This window comes from Planctobacterium sp. R6 (genome assembly GCF_055755215.1).
The window spans coordinates 1-20,459 of sequence record NZ_JBVTQY010000056.1 but is presented as its reverse complement, the minus strand read 5'-3'; the positions used below and the strand labels follow the sequence as shown (position 1 = coordinate 20,459).

27 protein-coding genes are annotated in these 20,459 nt (G+C 45.4%); 5 read left to right on the top strand and 22 right to left on the bottom strand.

The window, feature by feature from the left end; translation table 11 throughout:
* The first annotated feature begins 469 nt into the window (after positions 1-469).
* Positions 470-1,231 carry a hypothetical protein gene (locus AC0J20_RS21580; protein ID WP_229531430.1) on the top strand — a complete coding sequence of 254 codons (762 nt, stop codon included), beginning with the start codon at positions 470-472 and terminating at the stop codon, positions 1,229-1,231.
* A 67-nt stretch (positions 1,232-1,298) separates the two neighbouring features.
* Here the strand turns inward: AC0J20_RS21580 and rplQ are convergent, their stop codons facing one another.
* The 19 genes from rplQ to AC0J20_RS21485 all read right to left on the bottom strand — a co-directional run bounded on the left by rplQ (position 1,299) and on the right by AC0J20_RS21485 (position 13,233).
* Positions 1,299-1,700 (bottom strand): 50S ribosomal protein L17, encoded by a 402-nt coding sequence (rplQ, locus tag AC0J20_RS21575; RefSeq protein ID WP_229531429.1) that lies wholly within the window; start codon positions 1,698-1,700, stop codon positions 1,299-1,301.
* A 37-nt stretch (positions 1,701-1,737) separates the two neighbouring features.
* Positions 1,738-2,727 carry a DNA-directed RNA polymerase subunit alpha gene (locus tag AC0J20_RS21570; RefSeq protein ID WP_229531428.1) on the bottom strand — a complete coding sequence of 330 codons (990 nt, stop codon included), beginning with the start codon at positions 2,725-2,727 and terminating at the stop codon, positions 1,738-1,740.
* 25 nt (positions 2,728-2,752) lie between these two features.
* Positions 2,753-3,373, bottom strand: a complete 621-nt coding sequence (gene rpsD / locus AC0J20_RS21565; RefSeq protein WP_229531427.1) for a 30S ribosomal protein S4 — start codon at positions 3,371-3,373, stop codon at positions 2,753-2,755.
* Between the two features lie 24 nt (positions 3,374-3,397).
* Complete coding sequence (rpsK, locus tag AC0J20_RS21560; protein ID WP_229531426.1) at positions 3,398-3,787, bottom strand: 30S ribosomal protein S11; 390 nt, start codon at positions 3,785-3,787, stop codon at positions 3,398-3,400.
* Positions 3,788-3,802: 15 nt separating this feature from the next.
* Entirely contained in the window at positions 3,803-4,159 is a 357-nt protein-coding gene (gene rpsM, locus AC0J20_RS21555; RefSeq protein ID WP_229531425.1) for a 30S ribosomal protein S13, read from the bottom strand.
* A gap of 98 nt (positions 4,160-4,257) precedes the next feature.
* Complete coding sequence (gene rpmJ / locus AC0J20_RS21550) at positions 4,258-4,374, bottom strand: 50S ribosomal protein L36 (protein ID WP_229531424.1); 117 nt, start codon at positions 4,372-4,374, stop codon at positions 4,258-4,260.
* 21 nt (positions 4,375-4,395) lie between these two features.
* Complete coding sequence (secY, locus tag AC0J20_RS21545; protein ID WP_229531423.1) at positions 4,396-5,712, bottom strand: preprotein translocase subunit SecY; 1,317 nt, start codon at positions 5,710-5,712, stop codon at positions 4,396-4,398.
* Positions 5,713-5,717: 5 nt separating this feature from the next.
* On the bottom strand, positions 5,718-6,152 hold the full coding sequence (rplO, locus tag AC0J20_RS21540) for a 50S ribosomal protein L15 (protein WP_229531422.1): 435 nt from the start codon (positions 6,150-6,152) through the stop codon (positions 5,718-5,720).
* A 3-nt stretch (positions 6,153-6,155) separates the two neighbouring features.
* Positions 6,156-6,335, bottom strand: coding sequence for a 50S ribosomal protein L30 (gene rpmD, locus AC0J20_RS21535; protein WP_229531421.1), 180 nt, complete (start codon positions 6,333-6,335; stop codon positions 6,156-6,158).
* A gap of 6 nt (positions 6,336-6,341) precedes the next feature.
* A complete protein-coding gene (gene rpsE / locus AC0J20_RS21530; RefSeq protein ID WP_229531420.1) occupies positions 6,342-6,845 on the bottom strand; it encodes a 30S ribosomal protein S5 in 504 nt (167 codons plus the stop codon).
* Between the two features lie 9 nt (positions 6,846-6,854).
* Positions 6,855-7,208: a 50S ribosomal protein L18 gene (rplR, locus tag AC0J20_RS21525; RefSeq protein WP_229531419.1), complete on the bottom strand. Its 354-nt coding sequence runs from the start codon at positions 7,206-7,208 to the stop codon at positions 6,855-6,857.
* A gap of 12 nt (positions 7,209-7,220) precedes the next feature.
* Positions 7,221-7,754 carry a 50S ribosomal protein L6 gene (rplF, locus tag AC0J20_RS21520; protein ID WP_229531418.1) on the bottom strand — a complete coding sequence of 178 codons (534 nt, stop codon included), beginning with the start codon at positions 7,752-7,754 and terminating at the stop codon, positions 7,221-7,223.
* Between the two features lie 14 nt (positions 7,755-7,768).
* A complete protein-coding gene (gene rpsH, locus AC0J20_RS21515; protein ID WP_229531417.1) occupies positions 7,769-8,161 on the bottom strand; it encodes a 30S ribosomal protein S8 in 393 nt (130 codons plus the stop codon).
* A gap of 12 nt (positions 8,162-8,173) precedes the next feature.
* The gene (gene rpsN, locus AC0J20_RS21510; RefSeq protein WP_229531416.1) at positions 8,174-8,479 is read right to left on the bottom strand and encodes a 30S ribosomal protein S14; all 306 of its coding nucleotides are present in this window, start codon (positions 8,477-8,479) and stop codon (positions 8,174-8,176) included.
* 11 nt (positions 8,480-8,490) lie between these two features.
* Positions 8,491-9,030 (bottom strand): 50S ribosomal protein L5, encoded by a 540-nt coding sequence (gene rplE, locus AC0J20_RS21505; protein ID WP_229531415.1) that lies wholly within the window; start codon positions 9,028-9,030, stop codon positions 8,491-8,493.
* Between the two features lie 16 nt (positions 9,031-9,046).
* On the bottom strand, positions 9,047-9,361 hold the full coding sequence (gene rplX, locus AC0J20_RS21500) for a 50S ribosomal protein L24 (RefSeq protein ID WP_338291044.1): 315 nt from the start codon (positions 9,359-9,361) through the stop codon (positions 9,047-9,049).
* Positions 9,362-9,373: 12 nt separating this feature from the next.
* Positions 9,374-9,739, bottom strand: coding sequence for a 50S ribosomal protein L14 (rplN, locus tag AC0J20_RS21495; protein ID WP_229531413.1), 366 nt, complete (start codon positions 9,737-9,739; stop codon positions 9,374-9,376).
* Between the two features lie 226 nt (positions 9,740-9,965).
* A complete protein-coding gene (locus AC0J20_RS21490; protein ID WP_473023316.1) occupies positions 9,966-11,717 on the bottom strand; it encodes an alpha-amylase family glycosyl hydrolase in 1,752 nt (583 codons plus the stop codon).
* Positions 11,718-11,874: 157 nt separating this feature from the next.
* The gene (locus AC0J20_RS21485; protein WP_473023315.1) at positions 11,875-13,233 is read right to left on the bottom strand and encodes a DUF4397 domain-containing protein; all 1,359 of its coding nucleotides are present in this window, start codon (positions 13,231-13,233) and stop codon (positions 11,875-11,877) included.
* 184 nt (positions 13,234-13,417) lie between these two features.
* On the opposite strand from AC0J20_RS21485, the gene AC0J20_RS21480 reads away from it, so the two are divergent.
* Entirely contained in the window at positions 13,418-13,996 is a 579-nt protein-coding gene (locus AC0J20_RS21480; RefSeq protein ID WP_229531410.1) for a DUF1569 domain-containing protein, read from the top strand.
* On the opposite strand, the gene AC0J20_RS21475 is transcribed toward AC0J20_RS21480, so the two are convergent.
* Positions 13,988-14,914, bottom strand: coding sequence for a LysR substrate-binding domain-containing protein (locus AC0J20_RS21475; protein ID WP_473023314.1), 927 nt, complete (start codon positions 14,912-14,914; stop codon positions 13,988-13,990). The genes AC0J20_RS21480 and AC0J20_RS21475 overlap by 9 nt on opposite strands.
* 106 nt (positions 14,915-15,020) lie before the next feature.
* Between AC0J20_RS21475 and AC0J20_RS21470 the strand changes: the two genes are divergently transcribed.
* A complete protein-coding gene (locus tag AC0J20_RS21470) occupies positions 15,021-15,359 on the top strand; it encodes a hypothetical protein (protein ID WP_473023313.1) in 339 nt (112 codons plus the stop codon).
* Between the two features lie 82 nt (positions 15,360-15,441).
* On the opposite strand, the gene AC0J20_RS21465 is transcribed toward AC0J20_RS21470, so the two are convergent.
* Complete coding sequence (locus tag AC0J20_RS21465; protein ID WP_229531407.1) at positions 15,442-16,311, bottom strand: helix-turn-helix transcriptional regulator; 870 nt, start codon at positions 16,309-16,311, stop codon at positions 15,442-15,444.
* An 84-nt stretch (positions 16,312-16,395) separates the two neighbouring features.
* Between AC0J20_RS21465 and AC0J20_RS21460 the strand changes: the two genes are divergently transcribed.
* Positions 16,396-17,838 carry an MATE family efflux transporter gene (locus AC0J20_RS21460; RefSeq protein ID WP_473023312.1) on the top strand — a complete coding sequence of 481 codons (1,443 nt, stop codon included), beginning with the start codon at positions 16,396-16,398 and terminating at the stop codon, positions 17,836-17,838.
* A 30-nt stretch (positions 17,839-17,868) separates the two neighbouring features.
* On the opposite strand, the gene AC0J20_RS21455 is transcribed toward AC0J20_RS21460, so the two are convergent.
* Entirely contained in the window at positions 17,869-19,521 is a 1,653-nt protein-coding gene (locus AC0J20_RS21455; RefSeq protein ID WP_473023311.1) for an amidohydrolase, read from the bottom strand.
* Positions 19,522-19,675: 154 nt separating this feature from the next.
* On the opposite strand from AC0J20_RS21455, the gene AC0J20_RS21450 reads away from it, so the two are divergent.
* Entirely contained in the window at positions 19,676-20,326 is a 651-nt protein-coding gene (locus AC0J20_RS21450; RefSeq protein WP_473023310.1) for an OmpW/AlkL family protein, read from the top strand.
* Positions 20,327-20,459 lie beyond the last annotated feature (133 nt).

Genomic DNA, 20,459 nt, shown 5'->3' with positions numbered 1-20,459 from the left:
TATAAATTTTTTGGGTCGACATCAAAATCAATCGATGCCCACACAGATTGTCTTATTGCTGATTGTTAAAGAACGTTTGCCTGAGTCTCTCCTCAAGCGGGATGCGCATTCTACACTTCCCGTTTGGCTTGTCAACATGTTATTTGAATTTATTTTTTCAGGTAACTTGTTGTAGCCCGCTTACTTAAAGGCCTGTAGAGTTTTCACTCAATTCAGTTTTACACCTTAAGAAGCCGCTTGTAAGATTGTCTCCCCAAGCGAGGCGCGCATTCTACAGACATGATTTACACCGTCAATACTTTATTTTGATCTTTTTGCTTTATTTTATTTGGTTGCTGGGTTTTTAATCTATTATTGCTATTTTTGTTAACATCCTGTTTAATCTGAAAACTTTTGGTAACAATTTGAACTTTTAACCGATATATAAGTCATATTAAGGCTATAGGTTAATTTCTTAAGAGAACTTCAAATGAAGCTTAGAATAATAAGTGCGCTATTAATTTCCATGGCAGGAAACACACTCGCATTTGAAGGGAACACAAATGACTCTTTTTACGTTACATCGGAATTTATACAAAAGCAGGTGCAGCAGAATATGTCTGTGGGCCGAGCAGTTAAGAGTGTTGTTGAGCACTATCCGCTACATGCAGCCCGAATCGTCGATACTACATTAGATCTCTATCCTGAAAAATATAAAGACATAGTTTATGCCGCGGTTTCAGCAGCTCCGTCTTTAACCAAAGAAATCGTCGCGGTAGCGATTGATAAAGGTGTAACCAGTTGCCCTAATATAGTAGAAGTCGCAATTAATGCGGAACCCAGTTATGTAGACTTTGTTGTTCATGCCGCAGCAAACACAACACCTGGTGAATTGAAAGATATCGTACGCGTCGCGGTTGTCACTGAACCCGACTCCGCAGATCGAATTGTGCAAACCCTGGTTGAAACGCATCCTAACGATGTAGTCGATATTGTTAAGACTGCAGTGCAAGCCGTTCCGTTTGTAGGTGAATATATAGTTGATGCGCTACTGGCTGTTTTTCCCGGCAAAGCTGAAGATGTAGTGACTACAGCGTTAAAAGAATCTTCATCTAAAAGAGAGTATTTACAAAAGATTTTAGAATCCGCTCAAAATGCCGGATTAAGTGATAGTACGGTAAAAGAATATGCATTAAAGGGCGGAATTAACGAAGAAGAGTTTGCCGCAATAATGAAGGAATTGAAAAAATAAGGAGTTAAAAAAGACTTTTTATTTAGATGGGTATAAAAACAAAAAACCGGGCTTTCGCCCGGTTTTTTTATTCTGCTACAGCTTCTTCTGAAACTGCTTCAACTTCTGCTTCTGGTCTGTCTACCAGTTCAACAAAAGCCATAGGTGCGTTATCACCAGTACGGAAGCCACACTTCAAAATACGAGTGTAACCACCAGGGCGCTCTGTATAGCGAGGACCCAACTCATTGAATAACTTACCTACTACCTCTTTATCACGTGTACGAGCAAAAGCCAAACGACGGTTTGCAACGCTGTCTTGCTTAGCAAGAGTAATAAGAGGTTCAATTACGCGACGTAGCTCTTTAGCTTTTGGCAAAGTAGTTTTAATTACTTCATGCTTAACTAGTGAGCTAGCCATGTTACGAAACATTGCCTGACGATGGCTGCTGTTTCGATTTAACTGACGACCACTCTTACGATGGCGCATAATATCACCCTTCTCTTTTAATCAGAAAGTTGCCTGATTAATCCTTCTCGACGATGCTTTCAGGCGGCCAATTTTCCAGGCGCATACCCAAAGACAATCCACGAGAGGCCAACACATCTTTAATTTCAGTCAGCGACTTCTTACCCAAGTTAGGGGTCTTCAACAGCTCAACTTCGGTGCGTTGTACCAGGTCACCAATGTACTGAATTGCTTCTGCTTTCAAGCAGTTTGCAGAACGTACTGTCAATTCAAGATCATCCACCGGACGCAGAAGAATAGGATCAAACTCAGGTTTTTCTTCTTTTTCTTCTGGCTCAGTCATATCGCGCAGATCTACGAACGCTTCAAGTTGCTCAGCTAAAATAGTAGCTGCGCGGCGAATCGCTTCTTCCGGGTCGATAGTACCGTTAGTTTCCATATCGATGATCAATTTGTCTAAGTCTGTACGTTGTTCAACACGTGCAGATTCAACATTGTAGGCAATACGATCTACAGGACTGTAGGAAGCATCAACCAACAGACGACCAATTGGTCTATCATCATCTTCAGAGGAGCGACGGGTAGAAGCAGGTACATAACCACGACCTGTCTCAACTTTGATGCGCATGCTGATCTCAGAATCACCTGTTAATGTACAAATCAGGTGTTCTGGATTAGCAATTTCAACATCTCCGTCATGCTGGATATCTCCAGCAAGTACAGGACCTGCACCTGACTTCACTAACGTTAAGGTAGCTTCAGTTTTACCTTCAAGACGCACTGCCAACCCTTTCAGGTTTAACAGAATTTCAATCACGTCTTCCTGAACGCCTTCTTTAGTGCTGTACTCGTGTAACACGCCGTCGATTTCGACTTCAGTTACTGCACAACCCGGCATTGAAGATAAAAGTATTCTGCGTAAAGCATTACCCAGAGTATGACCGAAACCACGCTCCAGAGGCTCTAAAGTAACTTTAGCGCGCGTACCAGTAACGTTTTCGATTTCTACCAGTCTAGGTCTTAGGAATTCAGTTACAGAACCCGACATATATCCTCTCTTTAACTTTTAACCTTTACTTACTGTAAAGTTCGACGATAAGTTGTTCGTTGATTTCAGCAGACAAATCACTACGCTCAGGTACACGTTTAAAAGTACCTTCCATTGCTTTAGCATCTACCTCAATCCAGGTAGGCTTTTCGCGCTGCTCGGATAGTTCCAGAGCGGCTGCAATACGCGCTTGCTTTTTCGCTTTTTCACGAACTGATACAACGTCTTCTGCAGATACATTGAATGAAGGAATGTTTACTACTTGTCCGTTAACCATAATTGCTTTATGGCTGACTAACTGACGAGCTTCAGCACGAGTGCTTGCAAAACCCATTCTGTATACAACGTTATCAAGACGCTGTTCTAATAGTTGTAGCAGGTTTTCACCTGTGTTGCCTTTACGGCGAGCCGCTTCACCGTAATAATTACGGAATTGCTTCTCTAAAACGCCGTACATACGACGTACTTTTTGTTTCTCACGCAACTGAACACCGTAGTCTGAAAGACGACCACGACGTGCACCGTGTTGACCAGGTGCTGTTTCAATATTACATTTTGAATCAATTGCACGAACACCGCTTTTCAGGAACAAATCTGTTCCTTCGCGACGGCTTAATTTGAGTTTAGGACCCAAGTATCTTGCCATGATATTTCTCCAACAATCCGTCGATTAAACGCGACGTTTTTTCGGTGGACGACAACCGTTGTGAGGAATAGGCGTCACATCTGTAATATTAGTAATGCGGTAACCTGCCGCGTTTAAGGCACGGATAGCAGATTCACGACCTGGACCTGGACCTTTTACAAATACTTCAATGTTTTTCAAACCATATTCCTGAGCAGCAACGCCAGCTCTTTCTGCAGCTACCTGAGCAGCAAAAGGAGTTGATTTACGAGAACCACGGAAGCCAGAGCCTCCAGAAGTTGCCCATGAAAGTGCGTTGCCTTGACGATCAGTGATAGTCACGATTGTGTTGTTGAACGACGCATGGATGTGCGCCATACCATCAGCAACTTGACGTTTTACGCGCTTACGAGCACGAGTTGGTGCTTTAGCCATAACTTACTCCCCCGCTTACTTCTTAATTGGCTTACGAGGACCTTTACGGGTACGCGCATTAGTTTTAGTGCGCTGACCACGTAAGGGCAAGCTACGACGGTGGCGTATGCCACGGAAGCAACCAAGGTCCATCAAACGTTTGATGTTCATTTGAACTTCACGGCGCAGGTCACCCTCAACAGAGAATTGAGCTACCTGATCACGTAATTTGTCCAAATCAGCTTCTGATAATTCTTTAATTTTTGTACTTTCCGGAATACCTGCTTCTGCACAAATCAGTTTTGCGCGCATTGGTCCGATACCATAGATCGAGCGCAATGCTATAACAGTGTGCTTGTGTTCCGGAATGTTAATGCCAGCTATACGGGCCATTAACAGCACTCCTCTAAGTTAGTCGCCAGATAAAAAGCCCGTAAGGATACTTATCCGGCATAAAATTGCAAACTATTTCTGACTTTTGTCAGAAACGATTAACCTTGTCGTTGCTTATGCTTTGGATCGCTAGCGCAAATTACACGCACAACACCGTTGCGCTTGATAACTTTGCAGTTACGACAAATTCTCTTTACGGATGCACGAACTTTCATTTCATCACTCCGTTATGCCAATTAACGGCCGTAGCCTTTTAAGTTGGCTTTTTTCAATACAGACTCATATTGATGAGACATCAAATGCGTTTGTACCTGCGCCATGAAATCCATGATAACCACTACAATAATCAGTAGTGATGTACCGCCAAAGTAGAATTGAACATTCCAGGCGATCATCATGAACTCAGGCACTAAACAGATAAAGGTTATATAAAGAGCACCGGCCAGTGTCAGGCGAGTCATGACCTTATCAATGTACTTAGATGTTTGCTCACCTGGACGAATCCCGGGAACAAATGCACCAGACTTTTTCAGGTTATCTGCGGTTTCACGCGGGTTGAAGACCAACGCCGTGTAGAAAAAGCAGAAGAAAATGATAGCTGCTGCATACAACATTACGTACAAAGGCTGACCTGGCGACAACATCAAAGAGATGTCCTGTAACCAAGCCAGAGACTCGTTTTGTCCAAACCAGGTTGCAATAGTACCTGGGAACAAAATGATACTGGAAGCAAATATAGGTGGAATTACACCCGCCATATTTACTTTTAGCGGTAAGTGAGTGCTTTGCGCAGCATAAACCTTACGACCTTGCTGACGTTTCGCATAGTTAACGACGATTCGACGCTGACCACGCTCAACGAAAACAACGAAGTAAGTGACTGCAACAACAATCACACCGATAAATAACAAGAACAACAGATTCAAATCTCCGGTTCTGGCTTGTTCCGCGGTTTGACCTATAGCTGTCGGTAAACCTGCAACAATACCTGCGAAGATTAAAATTGAGATTCCGTTACCAATCCCTCTTTCAGTAATCTGCTCACCTAACCACATCAAGAACATGGTACCGGTGACCAGACTTACCACTGCCGTAAAGTAGAAACCAAATCCAGGATTTATTACCAAACCTGATACAAGGTTAGGTAAACCAGTCGCAATTCCTATCGCCTGAAAGATGGACAATACCAGCGTAAAATAACGCGTATATTGGCTGATCTTACGACGACCTGCCTCGCCTTCTTTTTTCAGCTCCATCATTGGCGGATGGATTACTGTCATCAGGTTAATGATGATAGATGCTGAAATGTAAGGCATGATTCCCAGTGCAAAAACTGAAGCACGTTCCAAAGCACCACCGGAGAACATGTTAAACATCTCTACGATCGTGCCCTTTTGTTGCTCAAATAATTGAGCCAGAACGGCAGAATCAATGCCAGGAATAGGGATATAAGAGCCTAGTCTGAAAACGATTACTGCGCCCAATACGAACAGCAGTCTCGCTTTAAGCTCGCTCAAACCACCTTTTGCTGAATCCAATCCTGGTTTCGCCATTTAGGTTATTCCTCTACTTTACCGCCAGCCGCTTCGATTGCTTCTCGAGCGCCTTTAGAAACCTTTAAGCCCTTAACAGTTACTGCGCGAGCAACTTCACCGCTCTTCATTACTTTAACGAACAGCTTGTCTTTCTTAATAAGACCAGCAGCTTTTAAAGTTTCTAAAGAAACAGTGTCGCCTTCTACCTTAGCGATCTCAGTCAATGTAACCTGGTCAGAAACCAAAGATACACGTGAAGTGAAACCGAACTTAGGCAAACGACGCTGAATTGGCATTTGACCACCTTCGAAACCTGGCTTAACGCTGCCACCTGAACGAGACTTTTGTCCCTTGTGACCACGACCACCAGTTTTACCCAGGCCAGAACCAATACCGCGACCTACGCGCTTACCAGATTTTTTGGCTCCTGGAGCAGGAGCAATAGTATTTAAGTACATAACTTACTCCCCTACCACTTCTACCATGTAGTAAACCTGGTTGATCATCCCACGAACCGCAGGTGTATCTTCCAATTCACGAACATGGCCAATTTTACGTAAACCTAAGCCTTTCAAAGTAGCTTTGTGCTTAGGCAAACGACCAATAGAGCTCTTAGTTTGTTTGACTTTAACTGTTGCCATCGTCAATTACCCCATAATCTCGTCAACAGACAAGCCACGCTTTGCAGCCACTTGCTCTGGTGAGTTCATGTCAGTCAACGCTTTGATCGTTGCACGAACTACGTTGATTGGGTTAGTTGAGCCATAGCACTTAGACAATACGTTTTGTACACCAGCTACTTCAAGAACTGCACGCATAGCACCACCAGCGATGATACCCGTACCTTCTGAAGCAGGCTGCATGTAAACTTTTGAGCCTGAGTGACGACCCTTGATTGGGTGTTGTAATGTGTGACCGTTAAGATCCACTGTTACCAGATTGCGACGTGCTTTTTCCATAGCTTTTTGAATAGCTGCTGGAACTTCACGCGCTTTACCGTAACCAAAGCCAACGCGACCGTTACCATCTCCAACTACAGTCAATGCTGTGAAGCTGAAAATACGACCACCCTTAACTACCTTTGCTACGCGGTTAACAGCGATTAATTTTTCTAACAGTTCACCACTTTGTTGAGGTTCTACTCTAGACATAATCTACTCCTAGAACTGAAGGCCAGCTTCGCGAGCTGCTTCAGCCAGTGCTTTAACACGACCGTGGTACTTGAAGCCACTGCGATCGAAAGCTACTTCTTTAATACCTTTCTCAATTGCACGTTCTGCAATTGCTTTACCTACTGCAGTTGCAGCGTCGGCATTACCAGTTGACTTAAGATCTTTACGCATATCTGCTTCAACTGTAGATGCAGCAGCTAACACTTCTGATCCAGTTGGCGCAATTAATTGTGCGTAAATGTGGCGAGGTGTACGGTGTATCACCAAACGGTGTACGCCTAACTCACGCATCTTAAAACGTGCACGAGCGGCGCGACGTAAACGAGATGTTTTCTTATCCATCGTACCTACCCCTTACTTCTTCTTAGCTTCTTTACGAAGTACAACTTCATCAGAATAACGAACACCTTTACCTTTGTAAGGCTCTGGCGGACGGTATCCACGGATGTTAGCTGCAACCTGGCCAACTACCTGCTTGTCAGCGCCTTTGACGACGACTTCAGTTTGGCTAGGAGTTTCAACAGAAATACCCGCCGGCATTTCATAAACAACAGGATGAGAGAAACCCAGAGTCAGGTTCAGTTTGTTACCCTGTGCTTGCGCACGATAACCAACACCGATCAGCTCTAACTTTCTTTCGAAACCAGTAGTTGCACCGATTACCATGTTGTTCAGTAGTGCACGAGCAGTACCTGCTTGTGCCCACGCATCTTCAAAACCTTCACGAGGAAGGGCTTTGACTGCGTTGTCTTCCTGAACGACTTCAACAGCGTCGTTGAATACACGAGTAAGCGTGCCGTTTTTACCTTTTACTGTAACTTCCTGACCGTTGATAGTGATCTCAACGCCAGATTGAAGTTCAACAGGTGCTTTTGCTACACGTGACATTGAATAATCCTCCGTTACGCTACGTAGCCGATGATCTCACCACCCATGCCAGCTTTACGCGCAGCACGGTCAGTCATCACACCTTTAGAGGTAGACACAATGGCAATACCCAATCCACCCAATACTTTAGGCAGCTCATCTTTTTTCTTATAGATGCGCAGACCAGGGCGGCTGGCGCGTTCGATAGTATCGATAACGCTCTTGCCTTCGAAGTATTTCAAAGTAACTTCTAAAGTCGGCTTAACATCGCCTTCTTTACTGAAATCTTCAATGTAACCTTCTTGCTTTAATACATTTGCGATAGCAACACGAATCTTAGAACAAGGCATAACAACAGATACTTTACCTGCCATTTGACCGTTTCTAATACGTGTGAACATATCCGCGATAGGATCTTGCATACTCATATTTGCTACTCCTTACCAGCTGGCTTTTTTCAGACCAGGGACTTCACCGCGCATCGCTGCTTCACGCAGCTTGTTACGGCTCAGGCCAAATTTGCGTAGGAAACCATGAGGACGGCCAGTGATACGACAACGGTTTTGTTGACGTGAACGAGCAGAATCTCTTGGTAGTTGTTGTAGCTTAAGTACTGCGTCCCAACGCTCTTCATCAGAAGAATTTACACTGCTGATGACAGCTTTAAGTTCAGCACGCTTAGTTGCGTATTTGGCTACTAATTTTGCACGCTTTACTTCACGTGCCTTCATTGATTCTTTTGCCATAACCCTACACCTTATTTACGGAACGGGAAGTTGAAAGCAGATAACAGTGCTTTACCTTCCTCGTTTGTGTTAGCTGATGTGGTGATAACGATATCCATACCGCGCACTTTATCTACTTTATCGAAATCGATTTCAGCAAAGATAATTTGCTCCTTGATACCCATGCTGTAGTTACCACGGCCGTCGAACGATTTAGGGTTCAGACCACGGAAGTCACGGATACGAGGAATTGCGATAGAGATTAAACGCTCAAAGAATTCCCACATACGATCGCCACGCAGAGTTACTTTGCAACCAATAGGGTAGCCTTCACGGATTTTAAAACCAGCAACAGACTTACGCGCTTTAGTTACCACTGGCTTTTGACCAGCGATTAACATCATGTCGTTAGAAGCGTTCTCAAGAACCTTCTTGTCTGTTAATGCTTCACCCAAACCCATGTTCAGGGTGATTTTTTCTATCCGAGGGACTTGCATGACGCTCTTGTAACCAAACTCTTTAGCGAGTTGTGGAACGACTGATTCTTTATAAAAATCATGCAGTTTCGCCATCGTATTCTCCAATTAATTAAATCTGTTCACCGTTTGATTTGAAGATACGGACTTTTTTGCCATCTTCAAAACGGAAACCTACACGATCAGCTTTACCCGTTTGAGGGTTAACGATCGCTACATTTGATACATGAATAGATGCTTCTTTTTCTACGATGCCACCAGGAACGTTCAACTGAGGGTTGGGTTTCTGATGTTTCTTAACCAAATTCACACCTTCGACGATTACGCGGTCTTTGCCAGTGATAACCTTAAGGACTTTGCCTTGCTTACCCTTGTCTTTACCTGCTAAAACGACGATTTCATCATCACGACGAATTTTACTTGCCATAATCGCGACTCCTTATAGTACCTCAGGTGCCAGTGAGACGATCTTCATGTTATCTGCACGAAGCTCACGGGTCACAGGACCAAAGATACGCGTACCTATTGGCTGCTTGTTGTTGTTTAACAAAACAGCTGCGTTGTTATCAAAACGGATAATTGAACCGTCTGGACGACGAACGCCTTTTCTAGTACGCACCACCACCGCATTCAGGACATCACCTTTTTTCACCTTACCGCGAGGAATTGCTTCCTTAACAGTAACTTTGATGATATCGCCAATGCCTGCATAACGGCGATGCGAGCCACCAAGGACCTTAATACACTGAACCCTGCGAGCGCCGGAATTGTCCGCCACATCCAGGTTAGTTTGCATTTGGATCATGTTAGTGCTCCGCTAATTTAAGGCTCTCCCGAGCCGTTATATCGTTGTAAAAAAGCAGCTTTTGCCGCTCTTTTATACATACCCCCATAAAAAGGGCGCGCAATAGTAACAGAAAAGATCTGGCAACGACAGCTTAAATTCAAAAAAAGTTTAAAATATAGCCAAATAGTTTTGAACATAAAAAAGCCAGTGGCTGACACTGGCTTTCTACACAAGTACCTGTGAATTAAAGTATGACCGACTCGCCTGCTTTCAAGGTAATTTTGTCACCTAATATTAAGGTGGCGCCGGTGAGTTGATTCTTGTGCTGTCCTTTGATTTCCGCTGGCACACTGAACTCAGAGGCCGCAGCGGTAGACAGATTTACTATAACCACACGGGATTCATCGCCTTTAACATTTTGCACCAACCAAACATTCTGATTATCTACCGGGTAATAACGGATCTCATCCGGGAACTGCAAAGCAGGTGAAGCTTTACGCACAGCAATCAGCTTTTTGTAGTGATTTAGCAATGAATCAGGGTTAACCTGCTGAACATCAACCGATGCCAGGCCTGAAGGTCTCTGACTCTGCCAGTATGGCCCCCACCAGGCTTTGTGGTCTTGTACCCAGGGAAACCATTGGCCCTGATCTAACCAAAACGCACCGGTCTCGTTAAACCCTGCCGAGTCGGTGTCTTCCCATTGCATAATGGCGCGGCGGTATTGATCATCGCCAGTGGTATATTGAGATAAACCAATTTCCTCGCCGTAGTATAAATACAGCGTACCCGGTGTGGTCATCAGCAACGTGGCCGCCGCTTTAGCTTTGGTCCAGTCCTCACCCAATGTATGCATAATGCGGTTCTGATCATGGTTGGTTAAAAACGGCGAGAAAAACGAAATGGGAGCATTGTTTTTACGACTTAACAGGTTTTGCCAAAGTGCTTCCCGGGTATTGTCGGTTTTCGACTCATCCACTGTACCAAAATCAGCAGTGCGTTTACCACCGGCATTTAATATACCACTCACCACATAGCCAAAATCAAAATCAAAGGCAGAGTGCATGCCTTTGCCGTCGTCATAGTACTTGCCAATAGTAGGCATATCTGACCAGGCTTCAGCCACCAGCATAGCATCGGGTTTAACTGACTCTACGTGCGCAGTAAATTGCGCCCAGTAATCAATAGTCGCATCAGTATCGCCCTGATCTGCGTCATTCCAGTCTTCAGAGACATCTTCTATTGCGTAACGCACCGCATCCAGACGGAAGCCATCCACTCCTTTTTCTAACCAGAAGGTGGCCATCTTATTCATCTCTTCAACCACTTTCGGGTTTTCGAGATTCACATCCGGCTGAGTGGACGCAAACGCACCGTAATAATATTCCTGACGTGTTTCATTCCAATGCCAGACTGCAGCCGAGTCATCAACATCATCAGACCAGGCTTTACCCCAACTGGTGGGCATTTCTTTGCGCCAGATAAAATAGTCTTCGTAACCTGGCTCCCGCGCAGCTGACTTTTTGAACCACTCATGGCCATCAGAAATATGATTGATTACCAGATCCAGGATAATCTTAATGTCCTTTTCGTGTGCTGCAGCAACAAACTGTTCAAAGTCTTCCATGGTGCCGTAATCGGATTCCACGTTGTAGAAATCCTGGAAGTCATAACCGTGATAAGACGGCGCTTCGAATACCGGTGTCAGCCAGATACCATTCACACCCAGCTCCTGAAGGTAATCCAGTTTTGCCGTCATACCATCAAAGTCACCACTTCCGTCACCATCAGCATCGTAAAAAGAACGGGGCCAGATCTCATAAAAGATGGCATTTTGCCACCAGTTTGAGGTGTCTTCCTTGAGGCTGATGTGTTTGTAGGACTTAACCTGTTCCTCGGCCGGAGCCGCAGCTGAAGATGCGGTTTCGGGCGCTTTTGAACATGCTGACAACGCCAGTACAGAGGCGATCATCGCGGATAAAATACGGGGTTTCATGAGTTGTTAACCTTTCTCGATACAGAATTACGCTTAGCGTCAGTATAATTACTCCTGCGTTTTTAGGTAGCAAAGTTGTAATGAAAACGTATGCAAAAGGTTAATGATAGTCATAGGTGATGAACTGCCACCTATGACCCGATATGACGCGTTAACACTACCAGATTACGTTAGCCCGGTAGCCGCCGGTGGCTTCTTCTGCCTCGATTGTAATAATGTAGACACCGTCTTCCGAGAAGTTAATCAGTTCAGAGCGGTACAATAACGATTCGATCCCCAGATTGTCTTCATACACCACAACAACAGAATAATAGTCATTAGGGACAGTTATTGTGCGACTATCGGCATAGTCTAATCCGGTCATCTTATGATCTGCGGTATCTTTGGTTTCATTGTCCCGAACCAGATAAATATCCAGGTTACTAAACTCAGGCAATAAGTTCGCAACAGAGATCTGATGTTCAAAAGACTGAGGCAAATCACTGTCTTCCATCGTTAATGACGTCAGGCCAAGCTCGGGGTCCTCAAACATAACGATAGTTTTACTGTCGCCCTGATTCAAAGTCATTAATCGACCGGAAAAACTGTGTTCTCCGTCCTCCGAAAATGCGCTGATCTGGTAGTCACCAAATTGCACTGAAGTAAAATCCGACAACGTACCACCGGCCAGGTTAGTGGTGTAGTGTTCATCGGTGTCTGCCACGCTGACCTCTAATACTGTGGCAGATTCCAGTGCGCTATATACCCGATATTGCGCCGTGGCGGTGATATCCTGTTCAGCCGTCAGGTTAGTAGAGTTAAGAATAATGTCGACCACGATATTATTCTCGTTGGCACCCGAGGTTTTGCGTACTGATAACAAATAATCCGATTCATAACTGAAGGCAATTTCCTGACTTTCAAACAGCATCTCACCAGAGTCAGGGTCCACTAAAAATAACTTGTAGTCCTCTACCGGCCAGGCAAATTCATCGTCATCGGAAGACCAGTAGGGCATTTTTTCCGGTTGCAGATACCCTAAAGTCGCCACAAAGTTCGCATCGGAAAAGGGTACCCCTGATTCAGCAATGTATAAATCATAACTACCTAGATCAGCTGCCCCCATCATGGCATACAGATAAAACGCATCTTCCATTTCAGAACGTTCAAATGTGAACTCGGTAATATCAGGACTACTGAAATTGCCCCCCATCAACAGCATGGTTTTATAACTGTTGCGCAACTGGATATCCATCTCTGTCAGAGTATGTTCCTGGCCATCAGAATCATGCCATTGCAATTCAACTTCATAAGTATCAGCGTCAAAACTATAGAGTGCAGTAACATCGCCATAGGCGCTGGAACTAATAACCTCGTCATCCACCACCAGTTCAGTATCAGCGCTGTCAGGAGATGCATTGTAAAATTGAATGTAGGCATTGGGGTATTGATCTGATGTTGAGCCTGAACTACCACCACAAGCAGACAGCACTAATCCGGCCACTCCGGCAAAAACCATAGACGTAAAAATTTTCAAAATTCAGTTTCCTTGATAAACCATATGTTATGGCCAACTGACTGGCGCCCCGGATAAAAAGTTCGCGGCTTTACCAAACCTTTGCAATCCTGACAATCACCAGGCAATCCACAGGCAAGTTGGCATCGTTTCCGGTTCGAAAAATTCTGAAACAGATAAGCCACAGCCCTGAGGGAATATTTCAGTGCGAAAGTGGGCGTTCCTGGTTAAACTTAGTGTTAAAGGCAACAATCTATCTGCTATGAACCGACGTTTCTTTATCGCATCATCACTGTCGCTGGGACTTCTGGGTGTCTCCGGGGTCACCGCCTGGCATATGGTGCCCCGCAATAAAGACGATCTGTCTCTTACTGCGTTAATCAAAGAGCTTGAGGCGCTGAAGGTATCTGAACTGAATTTTGACTCTAACTGGTCAGTAGGACACAAACTGGCGCATTTGGCGCAAAGTGTTGAATATTCAATGTCCGGATACCCGGTTCACAAATCCGAAATGTTCAAATCGACTGTTGGCAAAGCCGCCTTTAGTGCGTTCTCGTCGAAAGGTTACATGAAGCACAACCTCGAAGAAGATATTCCAGGCGCGCCTTCGGTTGACAATGTCAGTGCAGAACAGGGCCAACATCGCTTACTGACCGCGCTGCAGCAATTTGATCGTTATCGGGGTGAGCTTGCCGAGCACTTTGCCTATGGCGCCTTGACTCACGAGCAATACGCACTGGCTCATGTGCTGCACGTAAAAGATCACTTTAGCTTGTTAGTTTGATGTAAGTTCGGCACTCATAGCAGTAACCAGTGATTTTGCCTGCTCCCGCAACCAGGACTCAAAAGCGATAACTTTAGGAAAGTTAAAGTGAAAATCAGGTGCCACCAGATAACAGGCAAAATCGCACAGGTGTGAAAAGCCAAACAGGGAAATCAACTGTTTACTGGCAAGGTAATCCTGCACCAAAGATTGCTTTACCATGGCAATGCCTTGACCGGCCAGGACAGCCCCCACCAATGCCGGAGTGGCATCACGTATTTCAAAATGGTTTTTGAAATCACTTTTTCTGAGTTGATAACGCTGAAAAAACGCATCCCAGGCATCATCTGTATCATGGTAGTTTTCAGTGATCACCGGTAAATGGCGCAGATCATCGGGTGTCACATTATCCGGCACTCTGTGTGGGTGGCACACCAGCAGCACTCTGTCGGGAAACAAAAAACGACTGCTGAGATTGTCATATTTCCCGGGACCAAAACGAATGGCTAAATCGAGATTGAAATCATCAAAGGCCACCACATTGGGATCGGGGATCAGCTTAACCTGCAAATCAGGAAACTCACCGCGAAACAGATGTAATCTGGGAATCAACCAAAAAGTTGCGATTGACGGTAATACACTGAGCTTAAGGATGTTGGGGTGGTTATCTTCTTCCAACTGGGCAATGCCCTTTTGAAATTCACTGAAGCCCTTTTGCACATAAGGCAGCAATAACCTTCCTTGCGCGGTCAGACTCACTTCCCGGTTCTTGCGCACAAACAACTTACAACCCAATTGTGATTCAAGTGTTTTAATGTGCTGGCTTATTGCCGCCTGACTGACAAACAAAGCTTCTGCCGCCAGCTTAAAACTCAACGTTTCTGCCGCAACTTTAAAGTATTTTAGCGCCCCTAAGGCGGGTAATCGACGCTCACTCACTTAAGTTTTTCTTAATCATGATTAATTATTGATCGTTTGTTGAGAGTGTTTATTAATCGTACATTTCTGTCAACAAATTCTTTTCAACCACACGAGGAATGAAGACATGAAAGGCATTAGTTTTACCAAGATTTTAAAGTTCACAGTAATGGTAGCACTATTATCATCAACATCGGCTTTAGCAAAAGTTAACTACGAAGAGGTATATGTCAGCAGTGGTTACCCCTATGCTGATTTGGTGCAACGCTATGATCAGGTTCGCATCATTTATACAGAGTACGCCGCATCAGGTGATATTCAGTGTCGGGCTGAATTTGCCCGGGCGGGAAACATCACGCAAACCGATAAGGTTCAGGCCAGCCTTAAAAAGTTTAAAAAAGCACCTTTGCAAGCCTGCCTTACCCGCACAGCTGCAAAACAGGCTTTGGCAGCAACGTTTGAATAAATGTCGCGCGCCAACATCAATTAGCCAATTCAGTACCAGGGAAGGTGCTATTTTACCCGGCCAAAAATTTATCCAAGAGCCACTAGTGCTGACCCTGCCGCCAGATTCCCGGTGATGTCCCTACTGTTTTTCTGAACCGATGTGAAAAGCTGGTACCATCATTGTAACCCACGCACAGCGCGATTTGCTCTATACTCAGATTACTGTGTTTCAGTAACTCTCTGGCATGTTGAATGCGCAACTCTGTCAAATATTGCATGGGTGATTTACCCACATTCGATTTGAACAAACGAAACAAGTGGGGTTCTGACAGATGCAACTCCTGGGCAATTTTTTCGGTGGTCCAGCGAATATGCAAGCGACCTGAGAGCTGAGTAATAAAGTCCCATACCCGGCTGTCTGCGCCGGTTACCGGCTGACGATTACCCAATGCCAGTTTTAAATAGCGAAACAGAATATCCATCAGTTCGCTTTCCATTGCTGACTTTCCACTGCCTTCAAGCTCATGTTGCTGATGCAACAACTTTAATGTCGAATGCACCACATTGACTTCCCGGCAATGAAAAACTTCCTGCTGCATTTGTTTAATGCCTTTCCATTGTTGGCTGTCCTTTAAAATAAACCAGCAGGTCTGCCATTCCTGCGACGCCAGTTCAAAATAGAAGCCTTTACCGGCTGGTAGTACTGTCAGAGTCTGTGGACCAATCTCAAATTCACCTTCAGCCGTTTTCAGACGACCATAGCCGTTGCGGGTAAACAGTAGCAGATGAGTCTGGTTAGCGACTCTGCCAATCTGATACAGGGTGCGCAATTCAGAAATTCCCGCCAACCGAACCGAGTTGGGTGACAGACTGTTAAATTCCGGCAGACAAATAAACAACTCATTGCAGTCTTCGTGAATATTTTGGATTTCCTGAAACATAACTTTATCCACAATGATAGTTTTAAACATAAACAGGATAATTCCTAATCTGTTACAAATAAACCAGTACTTTAAAGTGCGCTGCATTGAATAGATGGTTTTCTGGAGGCAGAAATGACCGCAATAAAATCTGAATCGGAGCAGTTATCTGCCGCGCAGGCGCAATCAACCTTAATGCGTTGCGTTAAAATTGCCTGGCCAGTATCTTTGCAGAGCGTTCTGGCGGCGGCACTAGGCATGATAGATATTATTATGGTTAGCCATCTGGGTGAGGCTTCGGTAGCGGGCATCGGCCTTGCAGGCAAGGTGCAGTTTGTATTGCTTATGATTGGTGCAGCGTTTGGTGTCACCTCTGGCATACTGGTGGCGCAGTACATTGGCGCGAAGAAAAGTCATGCAATCGCAGGCATCATTGCGCAAATATTGTTAGTCGCGATTGCACTCATGCTGCCTTTGGTATTGTTGAGTAATCTGTTTAGCGTTCCTTTAGTCTCTTTGAGCAGTAATGATGCTGAAGTGATTCACATCAGCAGCCAATATCTGGCCATCACCTTACCGTCGATTTTGATCCTGCTGGTTTATCAGGTATTTGAAGGTGCGCTGCGCGGTATGGCACAAGTGTTAGTGCCGCTGTTATTCGGCATGATAGCAATGCTGATTAATGTGTTGCTCAACTACCTGCTTATCAACGGTCTGGTAGTCAGCGATTCCCAGTTAATTCCGGTACTTGGAACTGACGGCGCCGCCTGGGCCACCAGCATTTCCCGTACCTTGCTACTCGTGGCTCTGCTGCTGTACATGATGAAAACTAAACATTTGTGCCTGCCTACTAAAAAATCTATTGCTCTGCGCAAGCCTGACTGTCGCTGGTCCCGTATCATAACCATCAGTTTACCTGTGGCACTAAATTTTGGTATCTGGGCATTGGGCACCTTTGTCTATCAAATCATATTCGGTGGTCTGGGTACTCAGGCTCTGGCAGTAATTAGTATGCTGGCCCCTGTTGAGGGTACTTTAATTTCATTGTTCATGGGCTTTGCAACTGCTTCATCGGTTTTAACCGGCCAGAAACTGGGTAATAACGAAATGCAGTCGGCCTACCGGCTTGCGAGAAATATGACGTTTTCGATTACCGGTATTGCCTTGCTGGTAGGCGTTATTGTGTGGCTGTTTAGTGATTTTCTGCTGACCCCATTTGCCAGTTATGACGCGGCGACGCTAAATCTGGCCACCCAAATACTGATGGTAATGTGCCTGGGAATCGCCATCAAAACTGCCAATATGACGATATCTCTGGGTGTCCTGCGCTCAGGGGCCGACAATCGCTTTTGCCTGTTTACGGATACTGTGGGTATGTGGATGGTGGGAATTCCAGTCACCTGGTATGTGGCTGGCAGTAACGGCGCTTTATTGTGGGTATTTATTGCTACCTACAGTGAAGAAGTCACAAAATACGGTCTGTTTTCATGGCGCATGTTAAGTAAACGGTGGCTGCGCAATGTCACAGAAGATCCCCCTGAACGGGTACAGAACGCTGCGGAGCCACAGCTATCCTGATACTTGCGTAAGACCAGTTCGATACAGCGGTTATTCCGCCTGCCAGACCAGCTCGCCATTCACCCAGGTTTGTAAAACCGGGATTTGCCATAACTGGCTGGGAGCAATTTCCAGCGGGTCTTGTGCCAGCAACACAAAATCCGCTTTTTTACCCGCCTCCACAGATCCAATCAACGCCTCCTGATGCGAAGCAAAAGCAGCACCTAGCGTAAACATCTTAAACGCGGCATTCAAAGATACAGCCTCATTGGGATACCAGCCCCCCTCAGGTTGATTTTGTCTGTCCTGGCGGGTCACCGCAGCATGAATACCAAAGAGCGGCTCAGCTGGCTCAATGGGGAAATCTGAGCCTCCGGCTAACAACGCTCCACTGGCCATTAATCGCTGCCAGGCGTAGGCCCCTTTAATGCGCTCACTGCCAAGGCGATTTTCAGCCATGTTTTTATCACTGGTGGCATGGGTGGGTTGCACAGAAGCAATAACCCCTAATTGCTTAAATCGTTCAAAATCTTCAGGTTGAATTACCTGGGCATGCTCTATGCGGTGACGCAATCCAGTACTTTGTGTTTTCTGAATGGCTTTGGCAAACGCATCAAGAGAAACCGTATTGGCCTTGTCCCCAATAGCGTGGGTATTCACCTGAAAACCGGCTTCCATGGCCTGCAAAGTAAGCTCATTCAGTTTTGGAATTTCATGCAACAATAAGCCGTAGTGGCCGGCTTTATCACTGTACTCTTCATGCAATGCGGCTCCGCGGCTGCCCAACGCACCGTCGGAGGATATTTTCACACTGCGAATAAAAAGTTTATCGTCAGCCGAGCGGATCGTACCTTTGGCTAACATTTCCGGGTAGTTGGGATCCGTCACATCCAGCATCACATAAACCCGAATGGGTAAACGTTGTTCCGTACTCAGTGCCTGATAAGCCTGCCAGGTAATGTAATCAACCCCGGCATCATGCACGGAGGTTAATCCCAGCGAAGCCAATTTGTTTAAACTGACCAGCAGGGTGTTTTTCACGTCTTCGAGCGTTGGACTCGGGATAAGCTGATAAACCAGGTTCATCGCATTATCTACCAGAATACCTGTGGGGTTACCGGCACTGTCTTTTATAATCTCCCCCCCTTCTGGTGAAACCGTATCTTTATTAATGCCGGCTTTGTCCAGCACCTCCTGATTAACCCACAAGGCATGACCGTCTATCCGTCCTAATGCCACCAGTTTACCTTTTGAAACCTGGCTTAGAGCTTTGGCATCCGGAAAGTTGCGGCCAGGCCAGAGCTCCTGGTTCCAGCCGCGTCCTTTAATCCAGGTATCGTCAGGGTGTTGCTCTATAAACTCCGCGACTCGCGCCAATGCCTGGTCTTTACTGGCTGCACCATTTAACACAACACGACTCAACGCCTGGCCATAGCCCAGTACGTGCCCATGTGCATCAATCATGCCTGGAACCAGTACCGCACCTTTGCCATCAATGACTTTTTCAGCATTGAGATCATCCGGCAAAGTCTGATAAACAGCGATGATTTTATCCTGTTCAATCAAAATGGCTGAGAAGCTGACCGGTTGAGACTCATGAAACGAATAGCCTTTGATGTTTTTTATCAAGGTGGCTGAGATGGCAGGATTAAAAAATGCCATCAGGCAGAGCAATAAAGTCAATCTTGTTGTTATTTTTCGCATTTCCATGTCCGTCGTTGGGAACTTGTGGGGGTAATTTGACGCGGATCAAAGAAATAATCAAATGCAATTGCAAGCTGCCTCCGGAATTGCGCCAGATCAAATTTCATCGCAGAGCAGTGAGGATAATAGCTACAACGATTTAACGGAGACACACATGAAATTTTCTAAACTCGCATTAGCAGCAACATTAACACTGTTACCTTTAAGCACCATGGCTGTAGAAACCGGTGACTGGTTGCTGCGAGGAGGCATCACCAGCGTCAATCCACATGACAGCAGTAGCAACGTATTTGTTGCGGGCGCCGATTTAGGTGTCGGAGTCAGTGTTGATAACAATGCCCAGTTAGGACTCAACCTTGCCTATTTCCTGGATAGTAACTGGGCGGTTGAACTATTGGCAGCCACACCATTTTCTCATGATATCAGACTGGATACCGTCGGAACTCTGGGGAAAACCAAACACCTGCCACCAACCTTATCAGCCCTCTATTATTTTGATTTGGGTAACAGTAATCTGCACCCATACATAGGCCTTGGCGTAAATTACACAGTATTTTTCGACGAGAATTTTAACTCGGCCAACAAAACAGCCGGGTTTTCTGCTCTGGTTCTGGATAATTCTTTCGGCCTGGCGACTCAGTTGGGTATCGATATCGATATCGATGAAAAGTGGGCCTTCAACGCCTCAGTGCGCTGGTTGGATATTGACACCGAAGCCACATTTAAACTGGGCACCGATGCCGGCAAGGTGGATGTAAACATTGACCCCTATGTTTACACCCTGTCACTTGCTTATCGTTTCTGATTCAGTGGGGCATTTAGTCCCGCTTCGTTTCTTATACCAGTTCCATTATATATTTACCCACCTCAGTGGGTGATGAAAAGCATTTATTCGCTACATCCCTGTAGCTCACCTGCTTCGCAGGCCAGCTAAAGCT